Here is a 26,999-nt window from a genome sequence, read left to right as displayed (position 1 = left end):
TCAGGGCCGCGGTTTTTCATCGCGGCCCTTTCTTTTTGGACGCGAAAGGCGTAGCGGGCGGCACCATCATGGCATCCAAAACCCCTGCGGTCGTCCTTGTTTCGGGCGGCCTCGACTCGATGGTGTCCGCCGCGCGTGCGCGCGAGGACGGCCACCCCATTCTCGCTCTGTCGATCGACTATAACCAGCGGCACAAGGTCGAGCTGGCGGCGGCGGCGCGCGTCGCGCAGTCGCTCGGCGCGGTGCGGCACATCGTGCTGCCGATGGACCTGTCCGCCTTTGGCGGATCGGCGCTGACCGCGGATATCGACGTGCCCAAGGACGGGCTCGGCACCGAGGATGGCGGCGGCATTCCCGTCACCTATGTGCCGGCGCGCAACACCATCTTCCTGTCGCTGGCGCTCGGCTGGGCCGAGGCGGCGGGCGCGCGCGACCTGTATATCGGCGTCAACGCGCTCGATTATTCCGGCTATCCCGATTGCCGGCCGGAATTCATCCGCGCGTTCGAAGGGCTGGCGGAATTGGCGACCAAGGCGGGCGTGGAGGGCCATCCCTTCCGCATCCAGGCGCCGCTCCAGGACATGACCAAGGCCGACATCGTGCGCGAGGGCACGCGGCTGGGCCTCGACCTGGGGTTGAGCTGGTCCTGCTACGATCCGGTCGGCGACCAGCATTGCGGGCTGTGCGACAGCTGTCGCCTGCGGTCGCGCGGCTTCGAAGAGGCCGGCATCGCCGATCCGACCCGCTACGCGCAGAAGCCATGACCTATTCGGTCAAGGAGATGTTCCTCACGCTGCAAGGCGAGGGGGTGAATGCGGGGGCTCGGGCGGTATTCGTGCGCTTTGCCGGCTGCAACCTGTGGACGGGACGCGAGCAGGACCGGGCGAGCGCGATCTGCCGCTTCTGCGACACCGATTTCGTCGGCACCGATGGGCTGGGCGGCGGCAAGTTCGCCGATGCGGCGGCGCTGGTCGCGGCGGTCGAGGGATTTTGGGGCGACGCCACCGAGCGCCGCTTCGTGGTGCTGACCGGCGGCGAGCCGATGCTCCAGGTCGATGATTCGCTGGTCGCGGCACTGCACGAACGCGGTTTCCGCATCGCGATCGAGAGCAACGGCACGCTGGCGGCGCATCCGGGCATCGACTGGGTCTGCATCAGCCCCAAGGCGGGCAGCACGGTCGTCCAGCAATCGGGCGACGAACTCAAGCTGGTCTGGCCGCAGGCGGGGATCGACCCGGTGGCGCTGGAGACGTGGGACTTCGCCCATCACCTCCTCCAGCCGCTCGACGATCCGCAGGCCGCCGCGAACCAGGCGGCGTGCATCGACTGGGTGATGGCGCGGCCGAAATGGCGGTTGTCGCTCCAGACGCACAAGATGCTGGGGCTGCGCTAAGCGACAGGGTCTGCGCGATGGGGCGCTCCGGTTTGTGCCGGAGCGCCCCATGGACGGCCTGAGGTCCGGCCGTCCCTGGCCTTACTGCGCGGCCGCGACCGCGGCGCCGGCCGGAGGCCAGCCGATCGAGCCGCACTTCTTGACCTGCCACTCGCCCTTCTTGCCCCAGCAGACGGTGTCCAGGCGGGGCAGGGTGGCGCGGTCGAAGCCGATATATCGCGCGAAGCGCTGCTCGCCATAGGGCACCAGGCTGTTACGGAGTTCGCGCATCCGCGTCTGGGCGAGCGTCGCCAGGCTGCCGCGCGGCATGAACAAGGCTTCCCGCCCGATCGACGAGGCGGTGCGGCAGAAGCCATATTGCGACGAGACCGTCGCGAAGCTGGAATAGGTGCGGGTGCCGAACGCGTCGATCGCCGCCTCGCCGGCCTTGGCCGATTTCGCGGTGCGCGCGAAATATTTCATCAGCGTCGTCCAGGTGTTCTTCAACTCCTCCTGATGGTCGGTCAGGATGGCGTTGTAGTTGCCGACGGTCAGCAGCGACGGTTCGAACTGGCATTGCAGCGCCGCGACGTTCAGCGCCGACCGCATCGTCCAGACCAGCGCCGCCGTCTTCTCGGTCGGGGTGGCATCGGGCAGCGTCTGCATGATGCCGGGCTCGTCCCCCTGCACCGGCGCGCCGGCATAATCATAGTTTTTGAGGAAAAACTGCGCCGAAGCGGGAGCCGCCGACAAACCGGCCACCATCACCCCCAACGCGCACGCACCACGCAACACCGTCTTCACCGTAGAGCCTCCCCGGGCAATATCTCTGAACGGAAACTTAAAACATTTCGCCCGACACTGCGACCGATTTTACCGGTTTTCCGAGATCGCCCGCATCGGGGATGCGACCAACCGTCGGTCGCAGCCGGAACGATCGCCCGACATGCCAATCGGACGGCACTCAAACCCTGACATGCGAAAGGGCCGCCCGGTCGCCCGGACGGCCCTTCGTAACGCAGTGATTTCCCTGTGGAGGAAATTACATCGCGTTGTTGGTCATGGTGTCGTTCGACATCATCGTGTCGTTCGCCATCATCGTGTCGTTGGCCATCATGCCGCCGTTCATGCCACCGTCCACGGCGGTCATGTTGTCGGTCATGGTGTCCATGCCCTCGGACGAATTCATGTCGGTGACCATCGTGTTGTCGGTCGTGGTCTCGGTCTTCGGACCGCAGGCCGAAACGGCCAGAGCGGCGCCGGCGATCATCGAACCGGTCAGGACCTTGGAGATGAGTGCACGCATTGGAAGCTCCCTAGATAGAGGATTTGGTTGGCTTGGTCGCCCTTTATCACCCAAATCGCAGTAGACATTAATCTGATCGGCCCTTGCCCTCAAGACTCGTTTTCCCGGGCGCCGGAAAGAGTTTCGAGGAAGCGCGGGAACCTGAACGCGAGGGCTGCGTCAAAAGTTTCCATGTCCGTAGAAGCCCCTAGCGCCTCCAGGCTGGTGACCGGGAAGGTCGGCAGCCCACAGGGCACGATGCCCCCGAAGTGGGACAGGTCGGGCGCGACATTGACGGAGAAGCCATGCATCGTCACCCAGCGCTTCACCCGGACGCCGATCGCGCCGACCTTCGCCTCGCGGCCGGACCGGTCGATCGTCCAGATGCCGACCCGGCCCTCGGCCCGGAACGCCTCGATCCCCAGGTCGCCGAGCGCGGCGATCACCCAGCCCTCCAGCGCATGGACATAGCAGCGCACGTCGCGGCCGCGCCGGTTGAGGTCGAGCACCAGATAGCCGATCCGCTGGCCCGGCCCGTGATAGGTATATTTGCCGCCGCGCCCGGTCGCGACGACGGGAAAGCGCGGGTCGATCAACTCGCGCGGATCGGCGCTGGTCCCGGCGGTGTAGACGGGGGGATGTTCGAGCAGCCAGGCCAGCTCGCCCTCGGCACCGGTGGAGACGGCGGCAGCGCGCGCCTCCATCTCGGTCAGCGCCGCGTCATAGGGCGTCAGGCCCGGCGTGACGCGCCATTCGGGATCGGGAAAGATCATGATGGCTCCGCATCTGGCGTGTGCGGCGGGCGGGCGCAAGCCGCGCGCAGCGGCCAGCGTCGCGTGCCGCTCCATGCATCATGCACAGCCACTGGCGAGCGGCGGTCCGCTCCGCTATCTCCCGGGCGACGCGGATAGACAGGGGTAGGACGCTGATGGTCAGGATGGGCAATGTCTGGGATCGCGCGGTCGAGGTGCTGCGAGGCCGATCCTCCATCCTGGGATCGATCGCGGTGGGGGCGATCTTCGTGCCGTCGCTGGTCGGCAATGCGGTCAGCACCTTCCTGACCCCGACGCCGGGCGCGAACGTGGCGGCGAGCACCGGCCTGCTCGGCCTCGTGCTGGGGCTGGCGGTGCTGCTGGTCAGCATCTGGGGCCAGCTCGCGATGCTCGCCGTGGCCAGCGACCCCGCCGCCACCCGCGCCGATGCCGGGCGGCAGGCGACGCAGCGGCTGTTGCCGGCGGTGGGGATCGTGCTGCTGCTGGGCGTCGTCTTCACCCTGGCGTTCATGCCGCTGGTCTTCATCCTGATGCGCGCGGGCGTCAATTTCACCTCGCCCAATGCCATGCAGACCGTATCGGCCAGCACGGCCGGATCGGCTTCGCTCTACATCCTGGTGCTGATGGTGCTGGGCCTGGTCGTCGGCGCGCGACTGCTGCTGCTGAACGCCGTGATCGTCAACGAGCGGCGCGGGATCGGCGCGATCATGCGCTCCGTACGGCTGACGCGGGGCATGACGTTGCGGATCATCGGCCTGATGCTGCTCTTCGCCCTGGTCCTGCTGGTCCCGATGATCGCCGTCCAGTCGGTGGTCGGCCTGGTCGCGCGGCTGGTGCTGGGCGGCGATGCGCCGGGCCTGGTCGCCTTTGTCGCCAGCGCGGCGGGGGCGGTGGTGACGACCATCTTCTCGGTCGTCGCCGCCGCCTTCACCGCGCAGCTCTATGTCGCGGCGGTCGCCGACAAGGATGGCGCCAGCATCGGGATTTGAGGCGCCGTCTCCGGCGGCAGCAGGCCCAGGAGGCGGGGGTCGGGAAAGGTCTCGATCGTCCGCCCGATCGGCACGAATCCCTCCCGCCGGTAGAAGCCGAGCGCGGCCGGATGGTCGAGCGTGCAGGTATGGACCCAGGCGCGGGTGACGCCCGGCGTCCAGGCGCGCGTCAACGCCTCCGCCATCAGCCAGCGGCCATGGCCCTTGCCGGCCAGTTCGGGCACCAGCCCGACATAGGACAGCTCGCATTCGCCGGCGCGGCGATGGTCGAGTTCGAGCATCCCGACCTCGATCCCGCGCGGATCGGCGACCGCATAGACCGACACGGCCGGGTCGTGGATGATCGCGGTCAGCGCCGCATCGTCCATCGTCAGCCGCGAGAACCACAGCCACGGCGCGCCGACCCGCCGGAAGAGCTGGCGATAGCGGGCCGGATCGGCCGGCCTCCACGCCACCAGCCGCAAGGGGGAGGGCGGCATCGGGCGCAGCGGCGGGCGGCGGCGCATCTCCAGCGTGGTGACGATCGTCGCCAGCTGGTCGTCGGCGACCGGGGTCAGGCCCATGTCGCCACCGGCGGCAGGCTCATCAGGATCGCATCGATATTGCCGCCGGTCTTCAGCCCGAACAGCGTGCCGCGATCATAGACCAGGTTGAATTCGGCATAGCGACCGCGCCAGAGGTGCATGGCGGCCACGTCCTCCGGCGTGAAGGGGGTATCCATCCGCCGCCGCACGATCGCCGGGTAGATGTCGAGAAAGGCCTGGCCGACATCGCGCGTGAAGGCGAAGTCCGCGTCGAAGTCGCTTTCCAGATGATCGTAGAAGATGCCGCCGACGCCGCGATGCACCTGGCGGTGCGGGATATAGAAGTATTCGTCGGCCCAAGCCTTGAAGCGCGGATAATAGGCCGGATCATGCGCGTCGCAGGCGGCGCGCATCCGGTCGTGGAACGCCGCCGTATCCTCCGCGACGGGCAGCGGCGGGTTGAGGTCCGCGCCGCCGCCGAACCAGCGCTTGGTCGTGCACAGGAAGCGCGTGTTCATATGCACGGCGGGGGCATGGGGATTGGCCATATGCGCGACCAGGCTGATGCCGGTGGCGAAGAAGCGGGGATCCTCGCCCGCGCCGTGGATCGAGCGGGCGAAATCCCCCTCGAACCGGCCGCCGACCGTGGAGACGTTGACGCCGACCTTCTCGAACACCCGACCCTTCATCACGCCGCGCACCCCGCCGCCGCCGGGCGCGCCGTCCGGATCGATGCGGTCCCAGGGCGTGTAGGCGAAGCGGGCGTCCGATCCCGCCTCCGCCTCGATCGCTTCGAAGGCGGCACAGATCCGGTCGCGCAGCGACTCGAACCAGGTACGGGCGGCGGCTTGCTGTTCGTCGAGCTGGATCATCGCCGCCCCCTAGCAAGCGCGCGGGGCGGCGGGAAAGGGGGCGGATCAGGCGATGGTTTCGTGCAGGTGCAGGTATAGCTCGCTGAAATCGCCGACTTCGCGCAACTGCTCGATATGCGGGAAGCCGATCAGCCGGCCCTTGCGGGTGATCAGCCCCTCCTGCGACAGCGCCTTGATCGATCGGTTGACATGGACCGAGGTGAGGCCCAGCGCGTCGCCGATCTGCTCCTGCGTCATCGGGAGCGCATAGCCGTCGGGCTCGTTCAGGCCGATCATGTCCATGCGACAGGCGAATTCGCACAGGAGATGCGCCAGCCGCGCCCGCGCGTTGCGGCGACCGACATTGACGACCCATTCGCGCAGGATCGACGCCTCGATCAGCAGGTCCATCAGCACCGCGCGCGCCACCAGCGGTCGTGTGGACACCAGCTCGCGCATCGCCGCGATCGGTACCACCGCCAGATCGGCACGGGTCAGCGTCTGCGCGTTATGGTCGGCATAGCGCAGGAAGAGGCTTTGGAAATCGAGCGCGTCGCCCGGCAGATGGAGCGACACGATCTGGCGCGCGCCGCTTTCGACGATCTTGTGGCGAAAGGCGAAACCGGACGACAGGATGACGCAATTGGCCGGCGGCTCGCCCTCGCGCACCAGATAGGTGGCGGGGGGGACGCTGCGGGCATGGACCGGCAGGTCGAGTATGGCCCGCCGATCCGCCTCGGGCAGGGTCGTGTGCCGCTCCAGCTTTCGAATGAGGAATTCTAGGGTGTCAGTTTCGGCCATCGGCACTCCCGGACACGCGGCGGAAGTCGCCATCGCTCTGCGGCGGGAGTATCGCTTGGTCATGAGTGCGCCATAACATTCACAACATAGCGAACGACAACATAAGTTGTTCAATAGCAGAGTACCGGTTCATCGAAGTTGGCGTCGAGCTTCTGCCAAGGCGATGCCGCCGGCGACCGCGACGTTCAACGAACGCAATTCGGGCCGCATCGGGATCATCACGCGCGCATCGGCCCGGTCATGGACATGGTCGGGCACGCCGGCACCCTCCGATCCTAGCAGCAGCACGTCGTCGGACCGGAATGCTACATCCCAGAGCGGTTGTGCTCCGCGCGTTGTCAACAGCACGATGCGCCCGGCGACGGTCTGCTCGAACGCGGCCCAGTCGGCATGGCGGGTGATGGTGGCGCTCCGGGCATAATCCATCGCCGCGCGGGCCATCGCCCGCTCGCCGAAGGGGAAGCCCATCGGCTCGATCAGGTCGACGTCGGCGTCGAAACAGGCGGCGGTGCGGATCAGCGTGCCGACATTGCCGGCGATATCGGGTTCGAACAGGGCGAGGCGCATGGCCGATCCTAACCCGGATCGCATCAACCCGACAAAGTCTTAACGAACCAAAATGCTGTTGGCAAAGCCGCCACGCCTTGTCTAACAAAGGCTGGGGTGCGCCGCGGGAACGGCGGAACCCTCATTCGGGGACAGCCCGGACAAGGACCAGTCGGGAATACCCGAACATAACAGGCTGAGGGTAGGTGAATGGCGACAGTGGACGATAGGCTTCCTCCCGGTGAAGACCCGGCGCTGCTCGCCGAGGAGGTGCACGACCCGCGTCGCCGCGACTTCATCAACATCGCCGCCGTGTCCTTCGCCGGGGTCGGCGTGATCGCGATCGTGCTGCCGCTGATCAACCAGATGAACCCCTCCGCCGACGTGCTGGCCCAGTCGACCACCGAGGTCGACCTGTCCAAGATCCAGCCCGGCCAGGCGATCAAGACCAGCTTCCGCAAGCAGCCGCTGTTCGTGCGCAACCTGACCCCGGCGGAGATCGCCGAGGCCAATGCGGTGCCGGTCAACACGCTGCGCGATCCCCAGACGCTCGCCGAGCGGACCAAGGCGGGGCATGAGAACTGGCTGATCACGCTGGGCGTCTGCACCCATCTCGGCTGCGTGCCGCTGGGCGCGGGCGAGGGCGAGAATCGCGGGCCGTTCGGCGGCTATTTCTGCCCGTGCCACGGCTCCGCCTATGACACCGCCGCGCGTATCCGCCAGGGCCCGGCCCCGAAGAATCTCGTGGTGCCGGACTATAACTTCAACTCCCCCACGACCGTCACGGTCGGCTGAGGAGACGCGCGATGAGCTTTCCCTGGGCGAAGCATTATGAGCCGAAGCAGCCGCTGATGCGGTGGCTGGACGAGAAGCTGCCATTGCCGCGGCTCGTCTACAATGCGGTCGGCGCCGGCTATCCGGTGCCGCGCAACCTCAATTATTTCTGGAACTTCGGCGTGCTCGCCGGGGCCGCGCTGGCGATCCAGATCGTCACCGGCATCGTGCTGGCCATGCATTTCGCCGCCAATGCCGGCGTCGCCTTCGGCTCGGTCGAAAGCATCATGCGCGACGTCAACGCCGGCTGGTTCCTGCGCTATGCGCACGCCAACGGCGCGTCGATGTTCCTGCTGGTCGTCTACATCCATATCGGACGCGGCCTCTATTACGGCTCGTACAAGGCCCCGCGCGAGATGGTGTGGCTGCTCGGCGTCGTCATCTTCCTCCTGATGATGGCCACCGCCTTCATGGGCTATGTGCTGCCCTGGGGTCAGATGAGCTTCTGGGGCGCGCAGGTCATCACCGGCTTCTTCTCGGCGATCCCGCTCGTCGGCGAGTCGATCCGCGTCTGGCTGCTCGGCGGCTTCGCCCCGGACAATGCGACGCTCAACCGCTTCTTCTCGCTCCATTATCTGCTGCCGTTCGTGATCGCGGGCGTCATCATCCTGCATATCTGGGCGCTGCACATCCCCGGATCGAACAACCCGACCGGCGTCGACGTGAAGGGCGAGCAGGATACCGTGCCCTTCCACCCCTATTACACCGCCAAGGATGCGGTGGGGCTGGGCGTGTTCCTGCTGCTGTTCGCGCTGCTGATCTTCTTCTCGCCCAACCTGCTCGGCCATCCGGACAATTATATCGAGGCGAACCCGCTCTCGACGCCCGCGCATATCGTGCCCGAATGGTATTTCCTGCCCTTCTACGCGATCCTGAAGAGCTTCACCGCCGACTTCATCCTGCCGGCGAAGCTGTGGGGCGTGCTGGCGATGTTCGGTTCGATCCTGCTGCTGTTCTTCCTCCCCTGGCTGGACAGTTCGCCGGTGCGTTCGGCCAATTACCGGCCGAAATACCGCGCCTTCCTGATCGTGCTGCTGCTCGACGTGCTGGTGCTCGGCTATGTCGGCGGGGCGGAGCCGATCGCGCGCAACGTGGTGCTGGGGCAGATCGCGGCGGCCTATTACTTCGCGCATTTCCTCATCATCCTGCCGCTGGTCGCCGCATCGGAGCGGCCGCGTCCGCTGCCCGGATCGATCACGGAAGCGGTGCTGGCCAAACATGGCGGCACCAGCCCGGCCAAGACCGCGATCGCCTGACGAACCGACGAGAGGATAGAACAGACCATGGTTCGCTTGATCTCCATATTGGTCGGGGCCGCCTTTGTCGGCGTGCTGGCGATCGCGCTGTTCGGCACGGTGGCCACCGCCATTTCCGATCCCGCGCCGGAAACGGCGGAGGCGATCTATCACCAGCATCCCGAGGATATCGGCCTGGCGTCGAACGGCTTTTTCGGCCGGTTCGACCGCCGCCAGCTCCAGCGCGGCTTCCAGGTGTACAAGGAGGTCTGCTCGGCCTGCCACAGCCTGAAGTTCGTCGCGTTCCGCGACCTGACCGACCTGGGCTATAGCGAGCCCGAGGTGAAGGCGATCGCCAGCCAGTGGGCGATCGAGCAGCCCAGCGTGAACCCCGAGACGGGCGAGGCCACGACCCGCAAGAACATCCCCTCGGATCGTTTCCCCTCGCCCTTCGCCAACGAGGTCGCGGCGCGGGCGGCGAACAACAATGCGCTGCCGCCCGACCTGTCGCTGATGGCCAAGGCGCGGCACGACGGCACCAATTACATCCATGCGCTGCTGATGGGCTATCGCACCCAGCCGGCCGAGCTGGTCCGCAAGTTCCCCGGCGCGAAGACGCCGACCGGGCTGCACTACAACCCCTGGTTCGCGAACCTGAACATCGCGATGCCGCCGCCGCTCACCTCGGACGGGCAGGTGCCCTATGCCGATGGCACCCGCGCGACCAAGGACCAGATGGCGCGCGACGTCGCCGCCTTCCTGACCTGGACCGCCGAGCCGAAGCTGGAGCGCCGCCATGCCGCCGGCCTGGCCTCGGTGGTGTTCCTGCTGATCTTCTGCTTCCTGGCCTGGGGCGCCTATCAGAATGTCTGGCGCGACGTGAAGCACTGATCCCGAAGGGGTTTCGTACAAGTCACCAGGGCGGGGCCGGTGGCCTCGCCTTTTTTCGTGCGCGGAACAGGCGTGGAACCCGCCGCCGCCCCGCCGGGTTATAGACCGACTGGCGGTGCGTTCGAAACCGCGAGCCTCATGTATCGGAGGTTCCCGATGATCCTGAAATCCTCGTGCCTGACGGCGTTGCTCGTCGGGCTGGGCTTGTCCGTGGCCGGATGCGCGGACGGTTATGGCTATGGCGGCGTGGATGCCGGCTATGGCGCTGGCTACGGCTCCGGATATGGCTATGCCGGCGGGCTGTACGGGCCGGGCTACGCACCGGGCTATTATGGCTGGTACGACAATTTCTATTATCCCGGCACCGGCGCCTATGTCTTCGACCGGGATCGTCGCGCCTATCGCTGGAATGGCCGTCAGCAACGCTATTGGCAGGATCGTCGCCGCGCCTGGTACGGGCAGGGGCGTCGCCAGGGCTGGGGCAATAATGGCGGCTGGGGACAAGGCCGTCGTCCGCGCGCGGACTGGGGCGGGTTCGGCCAGCCCGGGGGGCCACGCCCCGATGGCATTCGTGGTCCGCGTCCGTCGGGCGCCGTGCGACCCGGCGGCGATTATCGCCCCCCGGCCGTCTATGCCCCGCGTCCGGAGGGCGTGCGTGGTCCACGCGGTGGGGGCGGTCGTCCGGGACGCGGCCGGCGCTGACCGGACATGCGCCGTCTATAATGAAGAGGCGACCGGATGCCTCGACCGTGCGATCGTGCGCACCCAACCGGCCGCAGAACTAATATTTGTGAAGGAAGTCAGCGCGGTACTGGCGCATGATGGCATCGGCCGGAAGCCCAGTACAGCGTGAGACATCCACCAAGGATCGAACGATGAGGGACGACAAAGCCTATTACCATGCCCGCGCCGAGGCTGAATTGCGGATGGCGCGCACGTCGACGGAAGCATCCGCCACCAAGGCGCATTATACGCTGGCCGGCTATTATCTCGATCGCGCCTTTGGCGGCGATCATCGCGGCCATGTCGAGCGCTTGTCGGGCGTCGCCCGAATATGATCGTCTCCGTCACCCGTCCGAAGGGCGGGCGCGGATCATGCCATTGGCGACGAAGGTCATCACCGCCACGCCGTCCTGATTGAAGGTGGTGGTGCGCGACTTGGTGAGGCCGAGACCCGGCCGGCTGGCGGACAGGCGCTTTTCGAGCAACTCGGTCTCCACCCGCAGCCGATCGCCCGGATGGACGGGGCGCAGCCATTTGAGTTCGTCCAGTCCCGGCGAGCCGAGCGACGCCTCCGCCGTCCGGCCCATCTGCGCGACCAGCATCGCCATCGTCATCGCCGCCGTGTGCCAGCCCGACGCCGCCAGCCGCCCGAAATGCGTGGCGGCGGCGGCATCGTCGTCGAGATGGAAGGGCTGGGGATCGTAGCGCCGCGCGAAGTCCAGCACCTCCTCTCGCGTGACCGCATAGTCGCCGAAGCTGGCGCGGCCGCCGACCACCAGATCCTCGAAATAGCGCATGGTCCTCTCCCCGAATTGTCCGTGTTTGCGGACAGTCTGCGAGAGATCGGCTCAGCGGTCCAGTCGCTCGGGACGCAGGACGGCGCGGAAGGTCTGGTCGGTGCCGTCCAGCCCCTGGCCCGGCGGCAGGCCGATCAGGTCGCGGAGCAGAGGCGCGACATCGACATTGTCGAACGGGGCCAGCCGCCGCCCCGATCGGAAGGCCGGTCCCTGCGCCAGGAACAGCGCGCGCATCGCCGGGTCGCGCGGGTCGAAGCCATGGTCGCCGCGCACATAGCCCGCCGGCCGGTCGGCGAAGCTCCAGCCGGTATCCGCCATGCAGATGACCGGCGCGACGCGCGGATTGCGGCCGTAATGGAAACGGGCGGGGAGCGACTCGCGCCGCCAGCACTGGTCATGCGCGTGACGGCCGACCGAGGCGTCGAGCGTGCGCGGGTCGACGCCGTCGCGAGGATAGACGGCGACCAGGGGCCCCCAGCCCAAGGTACGCGTGGTGGCGGGCGGCGCGACGCTGGCGGGATCGATCCGCTGGTCGATCGGCACCGGGGCCATGCCATGGTCGGACACGATCACCAGATTGGCCGGTCGGCCGATCTGCGCCAATCCCGCCCGGAGCACGCCGATCTGCGCGTCGACATCGCGGATCGCGGCCGTCTTCTGCGGCGCATAAAAGCCGTCATGGTGCGAGGCCTTGTCGACCGTATCGAAATAGAGGGTGACGAATCCCGGCCGCTCGCCGGCGGGGCGGCGCAGCCAGTCCAGCACGGTCCGCACCCGCTGTGCGCTGGTGTAGTCGGCGTCGTACAGAATCCAATCGTGCGGCCGCATACCCCGGATCGGCAGGTCCGACCCCGGCCAGAACATCGTGCCCGACAGGATGCCGGCGCGCTCCGCCGTGACCCAGAGCGGCTCTGCCTCGTTCCACCAGTCGGGATCGTGCGTGACTTTGGTGTCGCTCAGCTGGAACAGCGCGCCGGGCTTGGCCGGGTCTTCCATCGTGTTGGAGACGATGCCGTTGCGGTCGGGGCGCAGGCCGGTGACCAGCGTATAATGATTGGGAAAGGTGATCGAGGGGAAGGAGGGGTACATGCTGCCCGACACGCCCGCCGCCGCGATGGCGTCGAGGTGCGGCGTGTCGCCATGGTGGAGATAGTCGGGGCGGAAGCCGTCGATCGATACCAGGATGGTGGCGGGCCGGTCGCGGATGGCCTGTGACGCTGGAGCCTGCGTGCCGGTCGTCGCCGGGGCGGAAGCGCCGGTCACCGGCGGCAAGGCCGGCGGCGTGGCCGGCAGGGCGCAGGCCGACAGCAACAGCGCGGCGAAAACGGGCAACCGGGTCATCGATCAAATCCTGTCCAATCAGGACCCATCTATCGCCGGGATATGACGCTGTCGTGGCGTTTTCGCCGCGATCTCAGTCGTTGCCGATCCGGTCGATCCAGTCGGGCAGATCCGCCAGCGTCGCCAGTCGGCGGAAGCGGGGGTGGTCCAGCGGCACCGCCGCCTGCTCATGGCTCCAGGCGAGCGGCTGCGGGATAAAGGCGGCCCAGGCGCCCGCCGTCAGCGCCGGGTGGATGTCCGACCGGAGCGAGTCGCCCGCCATCACCGTTTCGTGCGGCGCGACGCCGTGGCGGTCGAACAGGCGGTGGAAGGTGGCGGGCGTCTTGTCGCTGACGATCTCGATCGCGGCGAAATAGTCTCCAAGGCCCGATGCGGCGATCTTCGCCTCCTGGTGGAACAGGTCGCCCTTGGTCACCAGCACCAGCGATCCGCGCGCGTGCAGCGCGGCCAGCGTCTCGCCGATCCCGTCGAGCAGTTCGACCGGGTGGGCGAGCAAGCGCCGGCCGGCCGCCAATATGTCCGCCACCACCGATACCGGCAGGCGGTCGCCGCCCAGCTCCAGCGCGGTCTCGATCATCGACAGGGTGAAGCTCTTCGCGCCATAGCCATAATAAGCCAGGTTGCGGATCTCGCACGCCTCCAGCGCGGCGCGCGCGGCCGGACCATCGGCGAAGGGGGCCAGAATCGCCGCCAGCGCCGCCTCCGTTTCGTGGAAGAAGCGCATATTGTGCCACAGCGTGTCGTCGGCATCGAGGCAGATGAGACGGATCGTCATGGCCGCGGGAGGTATTCCAGCGGAACCGGACGGGCAAGGAGCGGGGTGGTGATCCGCCTGAGATCACGCCTGCCATGCTCTACCCTGGCGCAGGCGAAACCTTTGCTGAAGTCGACGGCCCATCCCCGCCAAATCCACCCCGGCGGAGGCCGGGGTCCAGTTACGAGACGTTTCGGTCGACTCTTGAACGTCCCCCAACGGGATCCCGGCCTCCGCCGGGATGGCGTGATGGGATTTGCAAAGGTTCGGCCTCTGCCGGAATGTCGAAACTACGCTTCGAAGGGCGGGGCGCTTACCTTGAGCGAAGTGCCGAAGCCCCCCGACTCACCGATCACACGTTGAAGCGGAACAGCATCACGTCGCCGTCCTGGACGACATATTCCTTGCCCTCGGAGCGCAGCTTGCCCGCATCGCGCGCGCCGCTTTCGCCGCCCAGCGTGACATAATCGTCATAGGCGATGGTCTCGGCGCGGATGAAGCCGCGTTCGAAGTCGGTATGGATCTCGCCCGCCGCCTGGGGCGCCTTGGCCCCGACCGCGACGGTCCAGGCGCGCGCTTCCTTCGGGCCGACCGTGAAGAAGGTCAGCAGGTCGAGCAGCGTGTAGCCGGCGCGGATCACGCGGGCGAGGCCGGTCTCGGTCAGGCCCAGTTCCGACAGGAACTCGCCGCGCTCCTCGGGCGGCATGGTCGCGATCTCGGCCTCGATCGCCGCCGAGACGACCACCGCCTGCGCACCCTCGGCCGCGGCCTTCTCGAACACGCGCGCGCTGTGCGCATTGCCATGCGCCGCATCGCCTTCGTCGACGTTGCAGACATAGAGGACGGGCTTGCCGGTCAGCAATTGCGCCTGCGCCAGCGCGCGCTCCTCATCGGCGTCGTTGGCGACGGTCAGCCGCGCGGGCTTGCCGTCGCGCAGCAGGTCGAGCGCGCGGCCGAGCACGACGGCGGCCGACTTGGCCTCCTTGTCGCCCTGCTGGCCCTTTTTGACGAGGTTGGGGACGCGCTTCTCCAGGCTTTCCAGGTCGGCGAGCATCAGCTCGGTCTCGACCGTCTCGGCATCGGCGATCGGGTCGACCTTGCCCTCGACATGGGTGACGTCGCCATCCTCGAAGCAGCGCAGGACATGGACGATCGCGTCGACCTCGCGGATATTGCCCAGGAACTGGTTGCCCAGCCCCTCGCCCTTGGACGCGCCGCGGACCAGCCCGGCGATGTCGACAAAGGCGAGCTGCGTCTCGATGATCTTGGCGGAGCCGGCGGTCGCGGCCAGCTTCTGCAAGCGGTCGTCGGGCACGGCGACGTTGCCGACATTCGGCTCGATCGTGCAGAAGGGATAGTTGGCGGCCTGCGCCGCCGCCGTCTCGGTCAGCGCGTTGAAGAGGGTGGACTTGCCGACATTGGGCAGGCCCACGATGCCGCAGCGGAAACCCATGCGTCGCGTCCTGTGATAAGGGGAATATGCTGCGCCGATACGCGCGCCGTGGCCAAAAGGCCAGCGCCGCGAATCCTATCGGCGGCGGCGGTCAGCGGTAATTGAAGCTGACGCTGATCCGGTCGCCCTTGGCGGCATTGTCGACCACCGCGTGACGCAGCCAGCTTTCCCAGAGCAGCACGGTGCCGGGGGCGGGCGTGACCGTCTCGAAGGTGCGCATGCCCTCGGCCGCGTCGGCGCGGCGGGGCGGGGCGGCCATCAGCATCGGCAGGCGCGGGTCCTCCAGCTTCAGCCCGCCCGCGCCCGCCGGCATCGCGACATAGAGCGTGCCCGACACGACGCTGTGCGGATGGATATGCGCGGCATGATGGCCGCCGGGCTTGAGCACATTGACCCACAGGCTGTCGAGCTTGAGCTTGCGGCCGGCGAGGTCGAAGGCACAGGCCTCGGCGAAGCGGCCGACATGCTTGTCGAGCTTGCGCTTGAGATCCGCGAAGACGGGATCGCGCATCGGTAGGTCGTCGAGCGAGGCGTAGCTGGTATAGCCGCGATAGCCATGGTCCTTGCACCAGCGACGGCCGGCGCGATCGTCCTCCGCCAGCGCGCGGACGCTATGCTCCAGTTCCTCGATCAGCCCGGCATCGCCGAGATCGTCCTGGTAGAGCAGGGTGGGGAAGAGCGTGCGGATCGTCATGTCCGCCCGCTTGACGCGAAGCGCCGCCTTTCGTCAATCACCCTTCCCCATGGGCGGATCAGTCGAGCGCGACGAAGCCCGTGCCGACGATGCGGACCATCGCCGCGACGATGCGGCGCGCGCTGGCATCGTCGACCAGCCCGGCGGCGGCGGCGCGCGCGGCGGCGATGCGGTCGGCCCGGACGAGTCGCCACAGGCCGAGCATCACGGCCTCGGTCTCCGACACCGTGGAGTGGCATGGGCGCTCGAACACCAAGGTCTCGGTCGATCCCTGGTCGAGGTCGCGCATCAGCGAGTCGAAGGTGCGGGCGACGACCGGGCCGCCATGATCCGTGAAGCCCGTCGGCACCGTCGGTGCGGCTCCTGCCAGCGTCAGGGCATGCACCCAGCGCCGGGTTTCATCGAGGACGACATGTTCGAAACGGGGCAGGTCGGCGACGGGGCGGTCGATCAGATCGTACATGCACGCACTCGCTAATGAGAATGCCTCTTAGTAAGAGAAACCGGTGCGGGTGTCAAATGGGGATGTGACGACCGGGCGCAGGGGGAAGGCGGTTCGACCTGGATTTCACGCCCTGTTTTCAACAGCCACCGGGCCATTCCGGCAAAGGTCGGGGGGCGAAGGGGGCGGGTTCACGTCGCCGTACGCCATCACCGGCGCACAGCAAAAGGCCGGCCGCGACGGGAGTCGCGACCGGCCTTTGCATTCAGCCAGAAGGGGCGCGGATCAGGCCGCGGCCGCCTCGAAATGGCCGCACCAGTCATTCGCCTCGACCTTCGGCCAGACGCCGGCGGCGTCGCCGCTCGGCTGGCTGATCGGCGGGTTGTAACGGCACAGGCCGAGCTGCTCGCTCGAAGCCTCGGTGTCGAAGAACTTGCACTTGGCGCAGGCGGCGGCGCCGGCAGTGGTGAGAGCCATGATGAGTCTCCTCGTTAGATGTTGAACAGTCGTTGCTTGCTGAAACGGTAGTTACGCCTGCAAAGTTCCCGGATCAACCTAAATCAACAGTTGCGAAACACTCTCACCCAAGCTGCAAGTAACTCTCAACTCTATCGGCAAGATGCAATTCGCTCGCATGTACGACTATGCTGTTCTGCGAGCGACTATCATTTGCGCGGCATCATCCCAGGCGCAGCGCGACATCGTTCATGAAACGCACGTCGTCGCTCTCGGCCAGCCGACCCGCTTCCGCCGCCACCGCGCCGAGCAGGTCGGACAGCGCATCCATCTCCGCCTTGGCGAAATTGCCCAGCACATGGCCGGTGACGCGATCCTTGTGTCCCGGATGGCCGATGCCCAGCCGCACGCGGCGATAGTCCTGGCCCAGATGCTGGTCGGTCGAGCGCAGGCCGTTATGCCCGGCCGCGCCGCCGCCGGTCTTCACCTTGACCTTGAAGGGGGCGAGGTCGAGCTCGTCATGGAAGACGGTCAGCGCCGACAGGTCGAGCTTGTAGAAGCGCAAGGCCTCGCCGATCGACCGGCCGCTGTCGTTCATGAAGGTCGCGGGTTTCAGCAGCAGGATCTTCCTGGTCCCGATGCGGCCTTCCTGCGTCCAGCCCTGGAACTGTTTCTTCACCGGGCCGAAATCATGCAGCGCGGCGATCGCGTCCATCGCCATGAAGCCGATATTGTGCCGGTGCAGCGCATATTGCGCGCCGGGATTGCCCAGCCCCGCCCAGATCTGCATCGCCCGTCTCCCCAGATGAATGAGCGCTCGAAACGAAAAGGGGCAGGGGAGCGTCGCCGCCACCCTGCCCCCGAAAGCGTGGGAGTGGGGAAGGGGCTCAGCCCTCCGCGCCACCCTCGCTGACGCCAACGCCCGCCTCGGCATCCGCAGCCTCGTCGGCGGCGGTCGGGACGGTCGGCGGCACGATCGTGGCGATCGCGAAGTCGCGATCCTCGATCGCCGGCTGCGCGCCCTTGGGCAGCGTCACGTCGGAGATGTGGATCGAGTCGCCGATCTCGCGGCCCTTGAGCGACACGGTCAGCTCGGTCGGGATGCTGGCGGCATCGACCACCAGCTCGACCTCGTGACGGGTGATGTTGAGCACGCCGCCCTGCTTCAGGCCACGGCAGTCATCCTCGTCCGCGAACACGACGGGCACGGCGACCGTGACGGTCGAATGCTCGCCGATGCGCAGGAAGTCGACATGCGTCGGACGGTCGGTGACGGGGTGGAACGCCACGTCCTTGGCCAGCGCGCGCTGACCGTCGACCATGATGACCGAGGTGAAGAAGTGGCCGGTCATCAGCGCCTTGGTCAGGGCCTTTTCCTCGAGATGGATCGAGGTCGGCTCCTTGTTCAGGCCATAGACGACGGCGGGGACGCGGCCGTCACGACGCAGCGCACGAGAGGCTCCCTTGCCAACCCGGTCACGCGTCTCGGCGGCGAGCGTAATGGTGTCGCTCATTGATAATCTCCAAGAACAGGTGTCTTCCGCGCCACGCCTCCAGGGATGACCATGGCCGGAAGCGGGCGCGCATAGCGGGGCCCGCCCGAAAAGGCAAGGTTGTGGGCGTTAGTCGCCCTTGGGCTCAGTAGCGGACGCGCCGCGCCTTCACCCCCAGCCGGGCGAGCTGCGCCTGCACCGAATCGGGCCCGGCGAGGTGGCCCGCGCCGACCGCCACGAACACGGTGCCGGGTTTCGCCATGCGATCCTTGATCCACTGCGCCCAGCGCTTGTTGCGGTCGACCAGCAGCACCTTGGCCACTTCGGGCGAGTCCTTCAGGCTGTCGTTCATCTCGGTGGCCAGCGCCTCGGGCTTGCCGCCGGCCCAGTCGTCGACCATCCGCGTCATCTGGTCGGCGACGGTCGGCAATTCGTCGACGGTGCTTTCCAGGAACTGGATCTGCGCCTTGTCCGACAGGCCGCTGAAATAGCCGAGCTGCTGCTCCGCCGTCTCCAGCCCGGTGACCGGCTTGTGCGCCGCCTTGGCCGCCTCGGTCAGCACCGTCTCCGGCCCGTTCGCCGAGTCGTAGCCGAGCTTGGAAAGCGGCGCGATCGACAGCTGCGTCGCCGCCAGCCACGGCTTGTAGCGGTCGAGCGCGTCGGCGGGCAGGCCGAGATCGGTGACGGCGCGGCGGAAGGCGGCCTGCTTGCCGGCGGGCAGCCGTTCGCCGAGCGGCGGCGTGCCGGGCGCGGCGGTGCCGGTCGCCTGGACCAGCGAGGCCATCGCCGCCGGATCGGGCATCACCAGTTCCAGCTTCAGCTCCTGCGACCGGTCGAACGCGGTCTTCACCGCCTCGTCGAACCAGGTGAGGCCGGGCTTCAGCACATGGATGGTGCCGAACAGATAGATGGTGGTGTCCTTGTCCTTCACCACCCACAGCGCGGGATCGGCATCCTGCGTGGCGGCGGCGGCCTTGGGCGTCTGCGCGCAGGCGGGCAGCGACAGGGTGAGGGCGATCGCGGTGAGCGTGGAGGCGAAGGAGCGTAGCATCGCGGGCCGATGTAGTCGCCCATGCTGCTGCTTGCCAGACCACGCCCCATTCGCCAGAGACGCGGGCGTGACCCAGCCTCTTTCCTTCCAGCGGATGATCCTCGCGCTCCATGATTACTGGAGCGAGCGGGGATGCGTGATCCTCCAGCCCTATGACATGGAAATGGGGGCCGGCACCTTCCACCCTGCCACCACGCTGCGCGCGCTGGGGCCGGACCGGTGGAACGCCGCCTTCGTCCAGCCCTGTCGCCGGCCGACCGACGGCCGCTATGGCGAGAATCCCAACCGGCTCCAGCATTATTACCAGTATCAGGTGATCCTGAAGCCCAGCCCGCCCGACCTGCAGGACCTGTATCTCGGCAGCCTCGCCGCGATCGGCGTCGACATGACCAAGCACGACATCCGTTTCGTCGAGGACGACTGGGAGTCGCCGACTCTCGGTGCCTGGGGCCTGGGCTGGGAGGTCTGGTGCGACGGGATGGAGGTGACGCAGTTCACCTATTTCCAGCAGATGGGCGGTTTCGACATGAAGCCGGTCGCGGGCGAGCTGACCTATGGCCTCGAACGCCTGGCGATGTACATCCAGGATGTCGACAATGTGTACGACCTGCGGTTCAACGACGCCGGCGTGAGCTATGGCGACGTGTTCCTGGAGAATGAGCGCCAGATGTCGACCTGGAACTTCGAGGTCGCCGATACCGACACGCTGTTCGATTCGTTCCGGAAATCGGCGGCGGAGTGCGAGCGCAGCCTCGCTGCCAAGCTGCCGCTGGCCGCCTATGAACAGGCGATCAAGGCCAGCCACACCTTCAACCTGCTCCAGGCCCGCGGCGTGATCTCGGTCGCGGAGCGCCAGGCCTATATCGGCCGCGTCCGCGATCTCGCCAAGGCGAGCTGCGCGGCGTGGATGGAGAAGAACGGGTGGGCGGCGTGATGGCCCTTCCGCGCGACCTCAAGATAGTGATCCGGACAGCATGACCGACTTCCTTCTCGAACTCCGCTCCGAGGAAATTCCCGCGCGGATGCAGGCCAAGGCGCGCGAGGATCTGGCGCGGCTGTTCGCGGCCGAGCTTGCCAAGGCCGGCCTGTCCGCCGGAGCGCTCACCGCCTATGCGACGCCGCGCCGGCTCGCCCTGATCGCGCGCGACCTGCCGCACGCGACCGAGGCGGTGTCCGAAGAGGTGAAGGGCCCCCGCGCCTCCGCCCCGCCCCAGGCGCTGGAAGGCTTCCTGCGCAAGACCGGCCTCTCCCGCGAGCAGCTGGTCGAGCGCGACGGCGTGCTCTTCGCGATCACCGAACGCCCCGGCCGCGCCACGGCGGACGTGCTGGCCGAGGCCATCCCGGCGATCATCCGCGCCTTCCCGTGGCCCAAGTCGATGCGCTGGGGCGACGCCTCGCTGTCGACCGAGAGCCTGCGCTGGGTGCGGCCGCTGCACGGCATCGTCGCGCTGTTCGGCGAAGAGATCATCGCCACCGAGATCGCCGGCATCGTCTCGGGCGCGGCCACCTATGGCCACCGCTTCCACCATCCGGGGCCGATCACGATCGGCTCGGCGGGCGATTATGTCGAGAAGCTGCGCGCCTGCCATGTGCTGGTCGATCAGGACGAGCGCGCCGCGATCATCCGCACCCATGCCGCGTCGCTCGCCGCCGAGGCGGGGCTGGAGCTGGTCGAGGATGAAGGGCTGGTCGCCGAGAATGCCGGGCTGACCGAATGGCCGGTGCCGCTGCTCGGCCGGTTCGACGCCGATTACCTGTCGGTCCCGCCCGAGGTGATCCAGCTCACCGCGCGGGTGAACCAGAAATATTTCGTCTGCCGCGACGCGGCGACCGGCGCGCTCGCCAACGCCTTCGTCTGCACCGCCAATATCGAGGCGAGCGATGGCGGCGCGAAGATCGTCGAGGGCAATCGCAAGGTGCTGGCGGCGCGGCTGTCCGACGCGCGCTTCTTCTACGACACCGACCTGAAGGTGCCGCTGGCCGACCAGAGCGCGAAGCTGGAGCGGATCGTCTTCCACGAGAAGCTGGGCAGCGTCGCCGACAAGGTCGACCGCGTGGCGAAGCTGGCGCGCTGGCTGGTCGAGCAAGGCGTGGTCGGCACCCCCGACCTGGCCGACCGGGCGGAGCGCGCGGCGCGGCTCGCCAAGGCCGATCTGGTGACCGGCATGGTCGGCGAGTTCCCCGAGCTCCAGGGCCTGATGGGCGGCTATTATGCCGCCGCGCAGGGCGAGGACGTGGCGGTCGCCGAGGCGGTGCGCGATCACTACAAGCCGGTCGGGCAGGGCGACGACGTGCCGACCGCGCCGGTGACGGTGGCGGTGGCGCTGGCCGACAAGCTGGACACGATCGCGACCTTCTTCGCGATCGACGAGAAGCCGACCGGATCGAAGGACCCGTTCGCGCTGCGCCGCGCGGCGCTCGGCATCATCCGCCTGATCCAGCGGAACGGCCTGCGCGTCGCGTTGATGCCGCTCGCGGCGCAGGCGGCCTGGCGTTCGCCGGTCGGGCAGCCGTTGCGGCCGGAGGTGCAGGCCACCCAGTTCATGCAGCAGCTGATGCGGACCATGGCGATGGAGCCCGCCATCGCCACCGACGCCTTCCGTCAGGTCATCGGCCAGGCCGATGCCGCCTATGCGCGCGCGCTGGACGGTCGGTTCGAGACCAGCCGCGATGTCGGCCTTGCCGTGCTCGATTTCTTCGCCGACCGGCTCAAGGTGCAACAGCGTGAAGCCGGCATCCGTCACGACCTGATCGACGCGGTGTTCGCGCTGGGCGGCGAGGACGATCTCGTCCGCCTGCTCGCCCGCGTCCATGCGCTGCAGGCGTTCATCCGGACCGAGGACGGCGCGAACCTGCTCGCCGGGTACAAGCGCGCCGCCAATATCCTGAAGAAGGAAGGACATGAGGCACCGACCGGCGCGGCGATGACCTACGCGCCCGAGCCGGCCGAGGCGGCGCTGCTCGCCGCGCTCGACGCGGCCGAGCCCGCCGCCGCGCGCGCGGTGGCGGCGGAGGATTTCGAGGCGGCGATGGCTGCGCTCGCCAGCCTTCGCGCGCCGATCGACGGCTTCTTCGACTCGGTGACGGTCAACGACCAGGATGCGACGAAGCGCGCCGCCCGGCTCGACCTGCTCGCGCGGGTGCGGGCCGCGGTCCATAGCGTTGCCGATTTCGGCAAGATCGAGGGCTGATCCCGACAAGGGACGATGGGACCGTTACCATCGTCCATTGCCCTCGAAAGGGGAGCAAATCGCTCTTGTCACCGTTACCCCCCTCTGCAATGCATACGTATGCAAAGAGGGATGTGACGATGGCCACCGCATTGAAGCCGACTGTTGAAGACCGTTACGTATATCGCTTCGGCGGCGGCGTGTCCGATGGCGGGTCGGGGGACAAGAACCTGCTGGGCGGCAAGGGCGCCAACCTGGCGGAGATGGCCTCGATCGGCCTGCCGGTGCCGCCGGGCTTCACCATCTCCACCGCCATGTGCACGCGTTACTATGACGAGGGGCAGCAATTCCCCCAGTCGCTGCGCGACGAGGTGGCCGAGGGTATCGCGCATATCGAGGGGATCACGGGCAAGGTCTTCGGCGATCATGACAATCCGCTGCTCGTCTCGGTCCGCTCGGGCGCGCGCGTGTCGATGCCCGGCATGATGGACACGGTGCTGAACCTCGGCCTCAACGACCAGACGGTCGAGGGGCTGGCCCGCGCCGCCGGGGACGAGCGTTTCGCCTGGGACAGCTATCGCCGCTTCATCCAGATGTATGCCGATGTCGTGCTGGAGCTGGATCACGGCGCGTTCGAGGAAGCGCTGGAGATCGCCAAGGAGGATCAGGGCTTCACGCTCGATACCGAGCTGAGCGCCGGCGATCTCAAGGCGCTGGTCGTCGAATATAAGAAGCTGGTCCGCGCGCAATGGGGCAAGGATTTCCCCCAGGACGTGCACGACCAGCTCTGGGGCGCGGTCGGCGCGGTGTTCGGCTCGTGGCAGTCGGAGCGCGCCAAGGTCTATCGGCGGCTGAACGACATTCCTGCCAGCTGGGGCACCGCCGTCAACGTGCAGGCGATGGTGTTCGGCAATATGGGCGACACCTCGGCCACCGGCGTCGCCTTCACGCGCGATCCGTCCAAGGGCGACCGCGCCTATTATGGCGAATTCCTGATCAACGCGCAGGGCGAGGATGTCGTCGCCGGCATCCGCACGCCACAGTACCTGACCCGCGCGGCGCGCGAGGAGGCGGGGGCCAAGCCGCTGTCGATGGAAGAGGCGATGCCGGAGGTCTATGGCGAGCTCGCCCGCGTCTTCGACACGCTGGAGACGCATTATCGCGACATGCAGGACATCGAGTTCACGGTCGAGAAGGCCAAGCTCTGGATGCTCCAGACCCGCTCGGGCAAGCGCACCGCCAAGGCGGCGCTGAAGATCGCGGTCGACATGGCGAACGAAGGCCTGATCACCGAAGAGGAAGCGGTGGCGCGCGTCGATCCCGCCGCGCTCGACCAGCTGCTTCATCCGACGCTCGACCCGCAGGCGAAGCGCGACGTGATCGCCAAGGGCCTGCCGGCGTCGCCGGGTGCCGCTTCGGGCAAGGCGGTGTTCGACGCCGACACCGCCGAGAAGCGCAATGCGGCCGGCGAGGCGGTGATCCTGATCCGCACCGAGACCAGCCCGGAGGATATCCACGGGATGCACGCGGCGCGCGGCATCCTGACCGCGCGCGGTGGCATGACCAGCCACGCCGCCGTGGTGGCGCGCGGCATGGGCCGCCCCTGCGTGTCGGGCGCGGGCAGCATCGCCATCTCCGCCAAGGACAAGGTGATGCGCGTCGGCGGGCGTGAGATTCGCGAGGGCGACGTGCTGACCATCGACGGCGCGACCGGCGAGGTGATGGCCGGCGAGGTGGCGACCGTGCAGCCCGAACTGGCCGGGGACTTCGCGACGCTGATGGTCTGGGCGGACAAGGTGCGCCGGCTGAAGGTCCGCGCCAATGCGGAGACGCCACTCGACTGCCAGACCGCGCGCGAGTTTGGCGCGGAGGGCGTCGGCCTGTGCCGGACCGAGCATATGTTCTTCGACGCCGGCCGGATCACGGCGGTGCGCCAGATGATCCTGGCCTCGGACGAGAAGGGCCGCCGCGCCGCGCTCGACCGGCTGCTGCCCGAACAGCGCAGCGACTTCGCGGAGATCTTCACGGTGATGGCCGGCCTGCCGGTGACGATCCGGCTGCTCGACCCGCCGCTGCACGAGTTCCTGCCGCATGAGGAGGCGGAGTTCGCCGAGGTGGCGCAGGCGGCCGGCATCGATGTCGACACGCTCAAGCGTCGCGCCAACGAGCTCCACGAGTTCAACCCGATGCTCGGCCATCGCGGCTGCCGGCTGGGCGTGACCTATCCCGAAATCTACGAGATGCAGGCGCGCGCGATCTTCGAGGCGGCGCTCGACGTCGCGGCGGAGAGCGGCGCGGCCCCGATCCCGGAGGTGATGATCCCGCTGGTCGCCACCAAGCGCGAGCTGGACCTGATGAAGGCGGTGGTCGACCGCGCCGCGCAGGCCGTGTTCGCCGAGCGCGGGACGGAGGTCGAATATCTGGTCGGCACGATGATCGAACTGCCGCGCGCCGCGCTGATGGCGGGCGAGATCGCGGAGACGGGCGAGTTCTTCTCCTTCGGCACCAACGACCTGACCCAGACCACTTTGGGCGTCAGCCGCGACGATGCGGCGCGCTTCCTGGGCGCCTATGTCGAGCAGGGCATCTATCCCAAGGACCCGTTCGTCAGCCTGGACGTGGAGGGGGTCGGCGAACTCGTCCGCCTCGCCGCCGAGCGGGGCCGGGCGACCCGGCCCGACATCAAGCTGGGCATTTGCGGCGAACATGGCGGCGACCCGGCCTCGATCGGCTTCTGCGAGCAGGTCGGCCTGGATTACGTCTCCGCCTCGCCCTACCGCGTGCCGATCGCGCGGCTGGCGGCGGCGCAGGCGGCCTTGAAGGCGCGGTAAGGGACCGTTCCGCGCGAAGACGAGGGGGCGTCTTGCGGCGCTGGCCCGCCCTTCCCAAACGCTCAGCTGTTCCCCGGCGAAGGCCGCGGCCCGGTTGGGGGACGATGGTGACGACGCGCGGCGCTCCATTAGGACCACCTCTCCACCTCGGCCCCGGCCTTCGCCGGGGAACAGGAAGGGGAAAGGGGAGGTGGTGGGAAGTGCCCTAGGCGGTCGGTAAGCGCACGCCTTTCGCACCCTCGCATCTCCGCGCGAACCAATCGCTTCCCGCCACGACCGCCGCACCCTACAGCCACAGCCATGACCCAGGCCGCTCCCGCGTTCGTCTTCGCCGTCGCGGCGCTCGGCATCGGCGTGTTCTCGGTGATGGACGCGGCGATGAAGATGCTGGTCATCGCCATCGGCGTCTACAACACCATGCTGTGGCGTTCCTTCGGCAATGTCGCGATCGGCCTCGGCCTGTGGAGCCTGGGGGGCCGGCGGCGGCCGAGCGGCCGGGCGCTGCGGCTGCACGGCGCGCGCGGGCTGGTCACGACCGGGATGGCGCTGCTGTTCTTCTGGGGCATCGCCCGGGTGCCGCTGACGCTGGCGGTGTCGATCGGCTATACCGCGCCGGTGATGGCGCTGCTGCTCGCGGCCCTGGTGCTGAAGGAGCGGATCGACTGGCGCGCGCCGATCGCCAGCCTGGCGGCGCTGGCGGGCGTGGGCGTGATCCTGGCCGGGCAGGCGCGGGGCGCGGCGCCGCCGGACGCCTGGTGGGGCGCGGCGGCGATCTTCGCCTCGGCGATCCTCTATGCGGTCAACCTGATCCTGGCGCGGTTGCAGGCACTGGCGGCGGGGCCGGTCGAGGTGGCGCTGGTCCAGTCGGTGGTGGTGCTGGTGGCGCTGGGTTGCGCCGCGCCATGGCTGGCGGTGCCGCCGCCCGCTTCGCTCTGGCCGATGATCGCGCTGGCGGCGGGGTTGGGGTCGATCTCGATGCTGCTGCTCGCCTGGGCCTATGCGCGCGGATCGGCGAGCTATCTGGCGAGCAGCGAATATACCTCCTTCGTCTGGGCCGCGGCGCTCGGCTGGCTCGTGTTCGGCGAGCGCGTGTCGGTCTGGACGCTGGCCGGGGCCGGGGTGATCGTCGCCGCCTGCCTGTTCGCGGCGCGACGGCGTGACGTGGCGGCGACCGCGACGTTACAGAGCCAGACATGACCCATCCCCTGATCCGCCCCGCCCGGCCCGCCGATGCCGCGACCATCCTGCGCTTCATCCGCGATCTCGCCGCGTTCGAGCGGGAACCCGATGCGGTGGAGGCGACCGAGGCGACGCTGGGCGAGGCGCTGTTCGGGGACCGTCCGGCGGCGGAGGCGGTGATCGCGGAACAGGATGGGCGGCCGCTGGGCTTCGCACTGTTCTTCCACAATTTCTCGACCTGGACCGGACGGCGCGGCCTGTATCTGGAGGATCTCTACGTCACGCCGGACGCGCGGGGGCGGGGGATCGGCGGCGCGCTGCTCCGCCATCTGGCGGGGATCGCGGTGGCGCGGGGATGCGCGCGGTTCGAATGGTCGGTGCTCGACTGGAATGCGGAGGCGATCGCCGTCTATCGGCGGATCGGCGCGGTCGGAATGGAGGATTGGACGGTGCAGCGCCTGTCGGGCGAGCCGCTGCGGCGGTTGGCGGCGGGCTGACCCGCAAAAGCCGTTCC

General features: G+C 68.1%; 30 protein-coding genes. 13 read left to right on the top strand and 17 right to left on the bottom strand.

Going from position 1 to position 26,999, the window contains the following annotated elements:
* Positions 1-68 precede the first annotated feature (68 nt).
* Positions 69-764 (top strand): 7-cyano-7-deazaguanine synthase QueC, encoded by a 696-nt coding sequence (gene queC, locus BRX43_RS11150; RefSeq protein WP_125994943.1) that lies wholly within the window; start codon positions 69-71, stop codon positions 762-764.
* Positions 761-1,393: a 7-carboxy-7-deazaguanine synthase gene (queE, locus tag BRX43_RS11145; RefSeq protein ID WP_125994942.1), complete on the top strand. Its 633-nt coding sequence runs from the start codon at positions 761-763 to the stop codon at positions 1,391-1,393. The genes queC and queE overlap by 4 nt, the downstream gene beginning before the upstream one ends.
* Before the next feature lie 81 nt (positions 1,394-1,474).
* Here the strand turns inward: queE and BRX43_RS11140 are convergent, their stop codons facing one another.
* The 3 genes from BRX43_RS11140 to lipB all read right to left on the bottom strand — a co-directional run bounded on the left by BRX43_RS11140 (position 1,475) and on the right by lipB (position 3,430).
* Positions 1,475-2,176 carry a hypothetical protein gene (locus tag BRX43_RS11140; RefSeq protein WP_346962860.1) on the bottom strand — a complete coding sequence of 234 codons (702 nt, stop codon included), beginning with the start codon at positions 2,174-2,176 and terminating at the stop codon, positions 1,475-1,477.
* Between the two features lie 238 nt (positions 2,177-2,414).
* Entirely contained in the window at positions 2,415-2,678 is a 264-nt protein-coding gene (locus BRX43_RS11135) for a hypothetical protein (protein WP_125994941.1), read from the bottom strand.
* An 89-nt stretch (positions 2,679-2,767) separates the two neighbouring features.
* Positions 2,768-3,430: a lipoyl(octanoyl) transferase LipB gene (gene lipB / locus BRX43_RS11130; protein ID WP_125994940.1), complete on the bottom strand. Its 663-nt coding sequence runs from the start codon at positions 3,428-3,430 to the stop codon at positions 2,768-2,770.
* Between the two features lie 155 nt (positions 3,431-3,585).
* Between lipB and BRX43_RS11125 the strand changes: the two genes are divergently transcribed.
* Positions 3,586-4,419 carry a hypothetical protein gene (locus tag BRX43_RS11125; RefSeq protein ID WP_125994939.1) on the top strand — a complete coding sequence of 278 codons (834 nt, stop codon included), beginning with the start codon at positions 3,586-3,588 and terminating at the stop codon, positions 4,417-4,419.
* Here BRX43_RS11125 and BRX43_RS11120 read toward each other — a convergent pair.
* From BRX43_RS11120 to BRX43_RS11105, 4 genes are all read right to left on the bottom strand, one after another.
* Positions 4,371-4,982, bottom strand: coding sequence for a GNAT family N-acetyltransferase (locus BRX43_RS11120; protein ID WP_125994938.1), 612 nt, complete (start codon positions 4,980-4,982; stop codon positions 4,371-4,373). The two genes, BRX43_RS11125 and BRX43_RS11120, sit on opposite strands and share 49 nt — an antisense overlap.
* On the bottom strand, positions 4,973-5,815 hold the full coding sequence (gene hemF, locus BRX43_RS11115) for an oxygen-dependent coproporphyrinogen oxidase (protein ID WP_125994937.1): 843 nt from the start codon (positions 5,813-5,815) through the stop codon (positions 4,973-4,975). The genes BRX43_RS11120 and hemF overlap by 10 nt, the downstream gene beginning before the upstream one ends.
* A 45-nt stretch (positions 5,816-5,860) precedes the next feature.
* Complete coding sequence (locus BRX43_RS11110) at positions 5,861-6,595, bottom strand: Crp/Fnr family transcriptional regulator (protein ID WP_125994936.1); 735 nt, start codon at positions 6,593-6,595, stop codon at positions 5,861-5,863.
* Between the two features lie 129 nt (positions 6,596-6,724).
* Entirely contained in the window at positions 6,725-7,162 is a 438-nt protein-coding gene (locus BRX43_RS11105) for a tRNA (cytidine(34)-2'-O)-methyltransferase (RefSeq protein WP_125994935.1), read from the bottom strand.
* A gap of 189 nt (positions 7,163-7,351) precedes the next feature.
* Here BRX43_RS11105 and petA point away from each other — a divergent pair, with 189 nt between their 5' ends.
* The 5 genes from petA (at position 7,352) to BRX43_RS11080 (ending at position 11,159) form a co-directional block, all read left to right on the top strand.
* Complete coding sequence (petA, locus tag BRX43_RS11100; RefSeq protein ID WP_125994934.1) at positions 7,352-7,936, top strand: ubiquinol-cytochrome c reductase iron-sulfur subunit; 585 nt, start codon at positions 7,352-7,354, stop codon at positions 7,934-7,936.
* Between the two features lie 11 nt (positions 7,937-7,947).
* Positions 7,948-9,231 (top strand): cytochrome b N-terminal domain-containing protein, encoded by a 1,284-nt coding sequence (locus BRX43_RS11095; RefSeq protein ID WP_125994933.1) that lies wholly within the window; start codon positions 7,948-7,950, stop codon positions 9,229-9,231.
* Between the two features lie 27 nt (positions 9,232-9,258).
* Positions 9,259-10,101: a cytochrome c1 gene (locus BRX43_RS11090; protein ID WP_125994932.1), complete on the top strand. Its 843-nt coding sequence runs from the start codon at positions 9,259-9,261 to the stop codon at positions 10,099-10,101.
* 156 nt (positions 10,102-10,257) lie between these two features.
* Positions 10,258-10,803 (top strand): hypothetical protein, encoded by a 546-nt coding sequence (locus tag BRX43_RS11085; protein ID WP_125994931.1) that lies wholly within the window; start codon positions 10,258-10,260, stop codon positions 10,801-10,803.
* A gap of 173 nt (positions 10,804-10,976) precedes the next feature.
* Positions 10,977-11,159: a hypothetical protein gene (locus tag BRX43_RS11080; protein WP_125994930.1), complete on the top strand. Its 183-nt coding sequence runs from the start codon at positions 10,977-10,979 to the stop codon at positions 11,157-11,159.
* 9 nt (positions 11,160-11,168) lie between these two features.
* Here the strand turns inward: BRX43_RS11080 and BRX43_RS11075 are convergent, their stop codons facing one another.
* The 10 genes from BRX43_RS11075 to BRX43_RS11030 form a co-directional block, all read right to left on the bottom strand.
* Entirely contained in the window at positions 11,169-11,621 is a 453-nt protein-coding gene (locus BRX43_RS11075) for a MaoC family dehydratase (RefSeq protein WP_125994929.1), read from the bottom strand.
* Between the two features lie 51 nt (positions 11,622-11,672).
* A complete protein-coding gene (locus BRX43_RS11070; protein WP_125994928.1) occupies positions 11,673-12,962 on the bottom strand; it encodes an ectonucleotide pyrophosphatase/phosphodiesterase in 1,290 nt (429 codons plus the stop codon).
* A 73-nt stretch (positions 12,963-13,035) separates the two neighbouring features.
* Positions 13,036-13,737 carry an HAD family hydrolase gene (locus BRX43_RS11065; RefSeq protein ID WP_125994927.1) on the bottom strand — a complete coding sequence of 234 codons (702 nt, stop codon included), beginning with the start codon at positions 13,735-13,737 and terminating at the stop codon, positions 13,036-13,038.
* A 331-nt stretch (positions 13,738-14,068) separates the two neighbouring features.
* Positions 14,069-15,169 (bottom strand): redox-regulated ATPase YchF, encoded by a 1,101-nt coding sequence (gene ychF / locus BRX43_RS11060; RefSeq protein WP_125994926.1) that lies wholly within the window; start codon positions 15,167-15,169, stop codon positions 14,069-14,071.
* A 91-nt stretch (positions 15,170-15,260) separates the two neighbouring features.
* Positions 15,261-15,863: a TIGR02466 family protein gene (locus BRX43_RS11055; protein WP_125994925.1), complete on the bottom strand. Its 603-nt coding sequence runs from the start codon at positions 15,861-15,863 to the stop codon at positions 15,261-15,263.
* Between the two features lie 58 nt (positions 15,864-15,921).
* Positions 15,922-16,326 carry a hypothetical protein gene (locus tag BRX43_RS11050; RefSeq protein ID WP_125994924.1) on the bottom strand — a complete coding sequence of 135 codons (405 nt, stop codon included), beginning with the start codon at positions 16,324-16,326 and terminating at the stop codon, positions 15,922-15,924.
* Positions 16,327-16,590: 264 nt separating this feature from the next.
* Positions 16,591-16,782, bottom strand: a complete 192-nt coding sequence (locus BRX43_RS11045; RefSeq protein WP_125994923.1) for a hypothetical protein — start codon at positions 16,780-16,782, stop codon at positions 16,591-16,593.
* 202 nt (positions 16,783-16,984) lie between these two features.
* Complete coding sequence (gene pth / locus BRX43_RS11040) at positions 16,985-17,551, bottom strand: aminoacyl-tRNA hydrolase (RefSeq protein WP_125994922.1); 567 nt, start codon at positions 17,549-17,551, stop codon at positions 16,985-16,987.
* A gap of 97 nt (positions 17,552-17,648) precedes the next feature.
* Positions 17,649-18,275 carry a 50S ribosomal protein L25/general stress protein Ctc gene (locus tag BRX43_RS11035; protein ID WP_125994921.1) on the bottom strand — a complete coding sequence of 209 codons (627 nt, stop codon included), beginning with the start codon at positions 18,273-18,275 and terminating at the stop codon, positions 17,649-17,651.
* Positions 18,276-18,399: 124 nt separating this feature from the next.
* The gene (locus BRX43_RS11030; protein ID WP_125994920.1) at positions 18,400-19,305 is read right to left on the bottom strand and encodes a TraB/GumN family protein; all 906 of its coding nucleotides are present in this window, start codon (positions 19,303-19,305) and stop codon (positions 18,400-18,402) included.
* Positions 19,306-19,399: 94 nt separating this feature from the next.
* On the opposite strand from BRX43_RS11030, the gene BRX43_RS11025 reads away from it, so the two are divergent.
* From BRX43_RS11025 to BRX43_RS11005, 5 genes are all read left to right on the top strand, one after another.
* Complete coding sequence (locus tag BRX43_RS11025; RefSeq protein WP_125994985.1) at positions 19,400-20,239, top strand: glycine--tRNA ligase subunit alpha; 840 nt, start codon at positions 19,400-19,402, stop codon at positions 20,237-20,239.
* Positions 20,240-20,279: 40 nt separating this feature from the next.
* Complete coding sequence (glyS, locus tag BRX43_RS11020; RefSeq protein WP_125994919.1) at positions 20,280-22,496, top strand: glycine--tRNA ligase subunit beta; 2,217 nt, start codon at positions 20,280-20,282, stop codon at positions 22,494-22,496.
* 119 nt (positions 22,497-22,615) lie between these two features.
* Positions 22,616-25,306: a pyruvate, phosphate dikinase gene (gene ppdK / locus BRX43_RS11015; RefSeq protein WP_125994918.1), complete on the top strand. Its 2,691-nt coding sequence runs from the start codon at positions 22,616-22,618 to the stop codon at positions 25,304-25,306.
* Positions 25,307-25,606: 300 nt separating this feature from the next.
* Positions 25,607-26,503 (top strand): DMT family transporter, encoded by an 897-nt coding sequence (locus BRX43_RS11010; RefSeq protein WP_125994917.1) that lies wholly within the window; start codon positions 25,607-25,609, stop codon positions 26,501-26,503.
* Positions 26,500-26,982 (top strand): GNAT family N-acetyltransferase, encoded by a 483-nt coding sequence (locus tag BRX43_RS11005; RefSeq protein ID WP_125994916.1) that lies wholly within the window; start codon positions 26,500-26,502, stop codon positions 26,980-26,982. Before BRX43_RS11010 ends, BRX43_RS11005 begins: the two co-directional genes overlap by 4 nt.
* Positions 26,983-26,999: the final 17 nt, after the last annotated feature.

It is taken from the genome of Sphingomonas sp. S-NIH.Pt15_0812 (genome assembly GCF_003951315.1).
Classification (GTDB): domain Bacteria; phylum Pseudomonadota; class Alphaproteobacteria; order Sphingomonadales; family Sphingomonadaceae; genus Sphingomonas.
This window is presented reverse-complemented; position numbering and strand designations above follow the sequence as displayed.

Coding starts and splice junctions, on each gene's coding strand:
- BRX43_RS11045 (WP_125994923.1), bottom strand. CDS start 16,782: ATGGCTCTCACCACTGCCGGCGCCGCCGCCTGCGCCAAGTGCAAGTTC.
- BRX43_RS11090 (WP_125994932.1), top strand. CDS start 9,259: ATGGTTCGCTTGATCTCCATATTGGTCGGGGCCGCCTTTGTCGGCGTG.
- BRX43_RS11005 (WP_125994916.1), top strand. CDS start 26,500: ATGACCCATCCCCTGATCCGCCCCGCCCGGCCCGCCGATGCCGCGACC.
- BRX43_RS11025 (WP_125994985.1), top strand. CDS start 19,400: ATGATCCTCGCGCTCCATGATTACTGGAGCGAGCGGGGATGCGTGATC.
- ppdK (WP_125994918.1), top strand. CDS start 22,616: ATGGCCACCGCATTGAAGCCGACTGTTGAAGACCGTTACGTATATCGC.
- BRX43_RS11035 (WP_125994921.1), bottom strand. CDS start 18,275: ATGAGCGACACCATTACGCTCGCCGCCGAGACGCGTGACCGGGTTGGC.
- lipB (WP_125994940.1), bottom strand. CDS start 3,430: ATGATCTTTCCCGATCCCGAATGGCGCGTCACGCCGGGCCTGACGCCC.
- BRX43_RS11080 (WP_125994930.1), top strand. CDS start 10,977: ATGAGGGACGACAAAGCCTATTACCATGCCCGCGCCGAGGCTGAATTG.
- ychF (WP_125994926.1), bottom strand. CDS start 15,169: ATGGGTTTCCGCTGCGGCATCGTGGGCCTGCCCAATGTCGGCAAGTCC.
- BRX43_RS11075 (WP_125994929.1), bottom strand. CDS start 11,621: ATGCGCTATTTCGAGGATCTGGTGGTCGGCGGCCGCGCCAGCTTCGGC.
- BRX43_RS11105 (WP_125994935.1), bottom strand. CDS start 7,162: ATGCGCCTCGCCCTGTTCGAACCCGATATCGCCGGCAATGTCGGCACG.
- BRX43_RS11055 (WP_125994925.1), bottom strand. CDS start 15,863: ATGACGATCCGCACGCTCTTCCCCACCCTGCTCTACCAGGACGATCTC.
- BRX43_RS11085 (WP_125994931.1), top strand. CDS start 10,258: ATGATCCTGAAATCCTCGTGCCTGACGGCGTTGCTCGTCGGGCTGGGC.
- BRX43_RS11135 (WP_125994941.1), bottom strand. CDS start 2,678: ATGCGTGCACTCATCTCCAAGGTCCTGACCGGTTCGATGATCGCCGGC.
- BRX43_RS11010 (WP_125994917.1), top strand. CDS start 25,607: ATGACCCAGGCCGCTCCCGCGTTCGTCTTCGCCGTCGCGGCGCTCGGC.
- glyS (WP_125994919.1), top strand. CDS start 20,280: ATGACCGACTTCCTTCTCGAACTCCGCTCCGAGGAAATTCCCGCGCGG.
- BRX43_RS11070 (WP_125994928.1), bottom strand. CDS start 12,962: ATGACCCGGTTGCCCGTTTTCGCCGCGCTGTTGCTGTCGGCCTGCGCC.
- BRX43_RS11065 (WP_125994927.1), bottom strand. CDS start 13,737: ATGACGATCCGTCTCATCTGCCTCGATGCCGACGACACGCTGTGGCAC.
- BRX43_RS11120 (WP_125994938.1), bottom strand. CDS start 4,982: ATGGGCCTGACCCCGGTCGCCGACGACCAGCTGGCGACGATCGTCACC.
- queE (WP_125994942.1), top strand. CDS start 761: ATGACCTATTCGGTCAAGGAGATGTTCCTCACGCTGCAAGGCGAGGGG.
- pth (WP_125994922.1), bottom strand. CDS start 17,551: ATGCAGATCTGGGCGGGGCTGGGCAATCCCGGCGCGCAATATGCGCTG.
- BRX43_RS11095 (WP_125994933.1), top strand. CDS start 7,948: ATGAGCTTTCCCTGGGCGAAGCATTATGAGCCGAAGCAGCCGCTGATG.
- BRX43_RS11125 (WP_125994939.1), top strand. CDS start 3,586: ATGGTCAGGATGGGCAATGTCTGGGATCGCGCGGTCGAGGTGCTGCGA.
- hemF (WP_125994937.1), bottom strand. CDS start 5,815: ATGATCCAGCTCGACGAACAGCAAGCCGCCGCCCGTACCTGGTTCGAG.
- queC (WP_125994943.1), top strand. CDS start 69: ATGGCATCCAAAACCCCTGCGGTCGTCCTTGTTTCGGGCGGCCTCGAC.
- BRX43_RS11030 (WP_125994920.1), bottom strand. CDS start 19,305: ATGCTACGCTCCTTCGCCTCCACGCTCACCGCGATCGCCCTCACCCTG.
- BRX43_RS11050 (WP_125994924.1), bottom strand. CDS start 16,326: ATGTACGATCTGATCGACCGCCCCGTCGCCGACCTGCCCCGTTTCGAA.
- BRX43_RS11110 (WP_125994936.1), bottom strand. CDS start 6,595: ATGGCCGAAACTGACACCCTAGAATTCCTCATTCGAAAGCTGGAGCGG.
- petA (WP_125994934.1), top strand. CDS start 7,352: ATGGCGACAGTGGACGATAGGCTTCCTCCCGGTGAAGACCCGGCGCTG.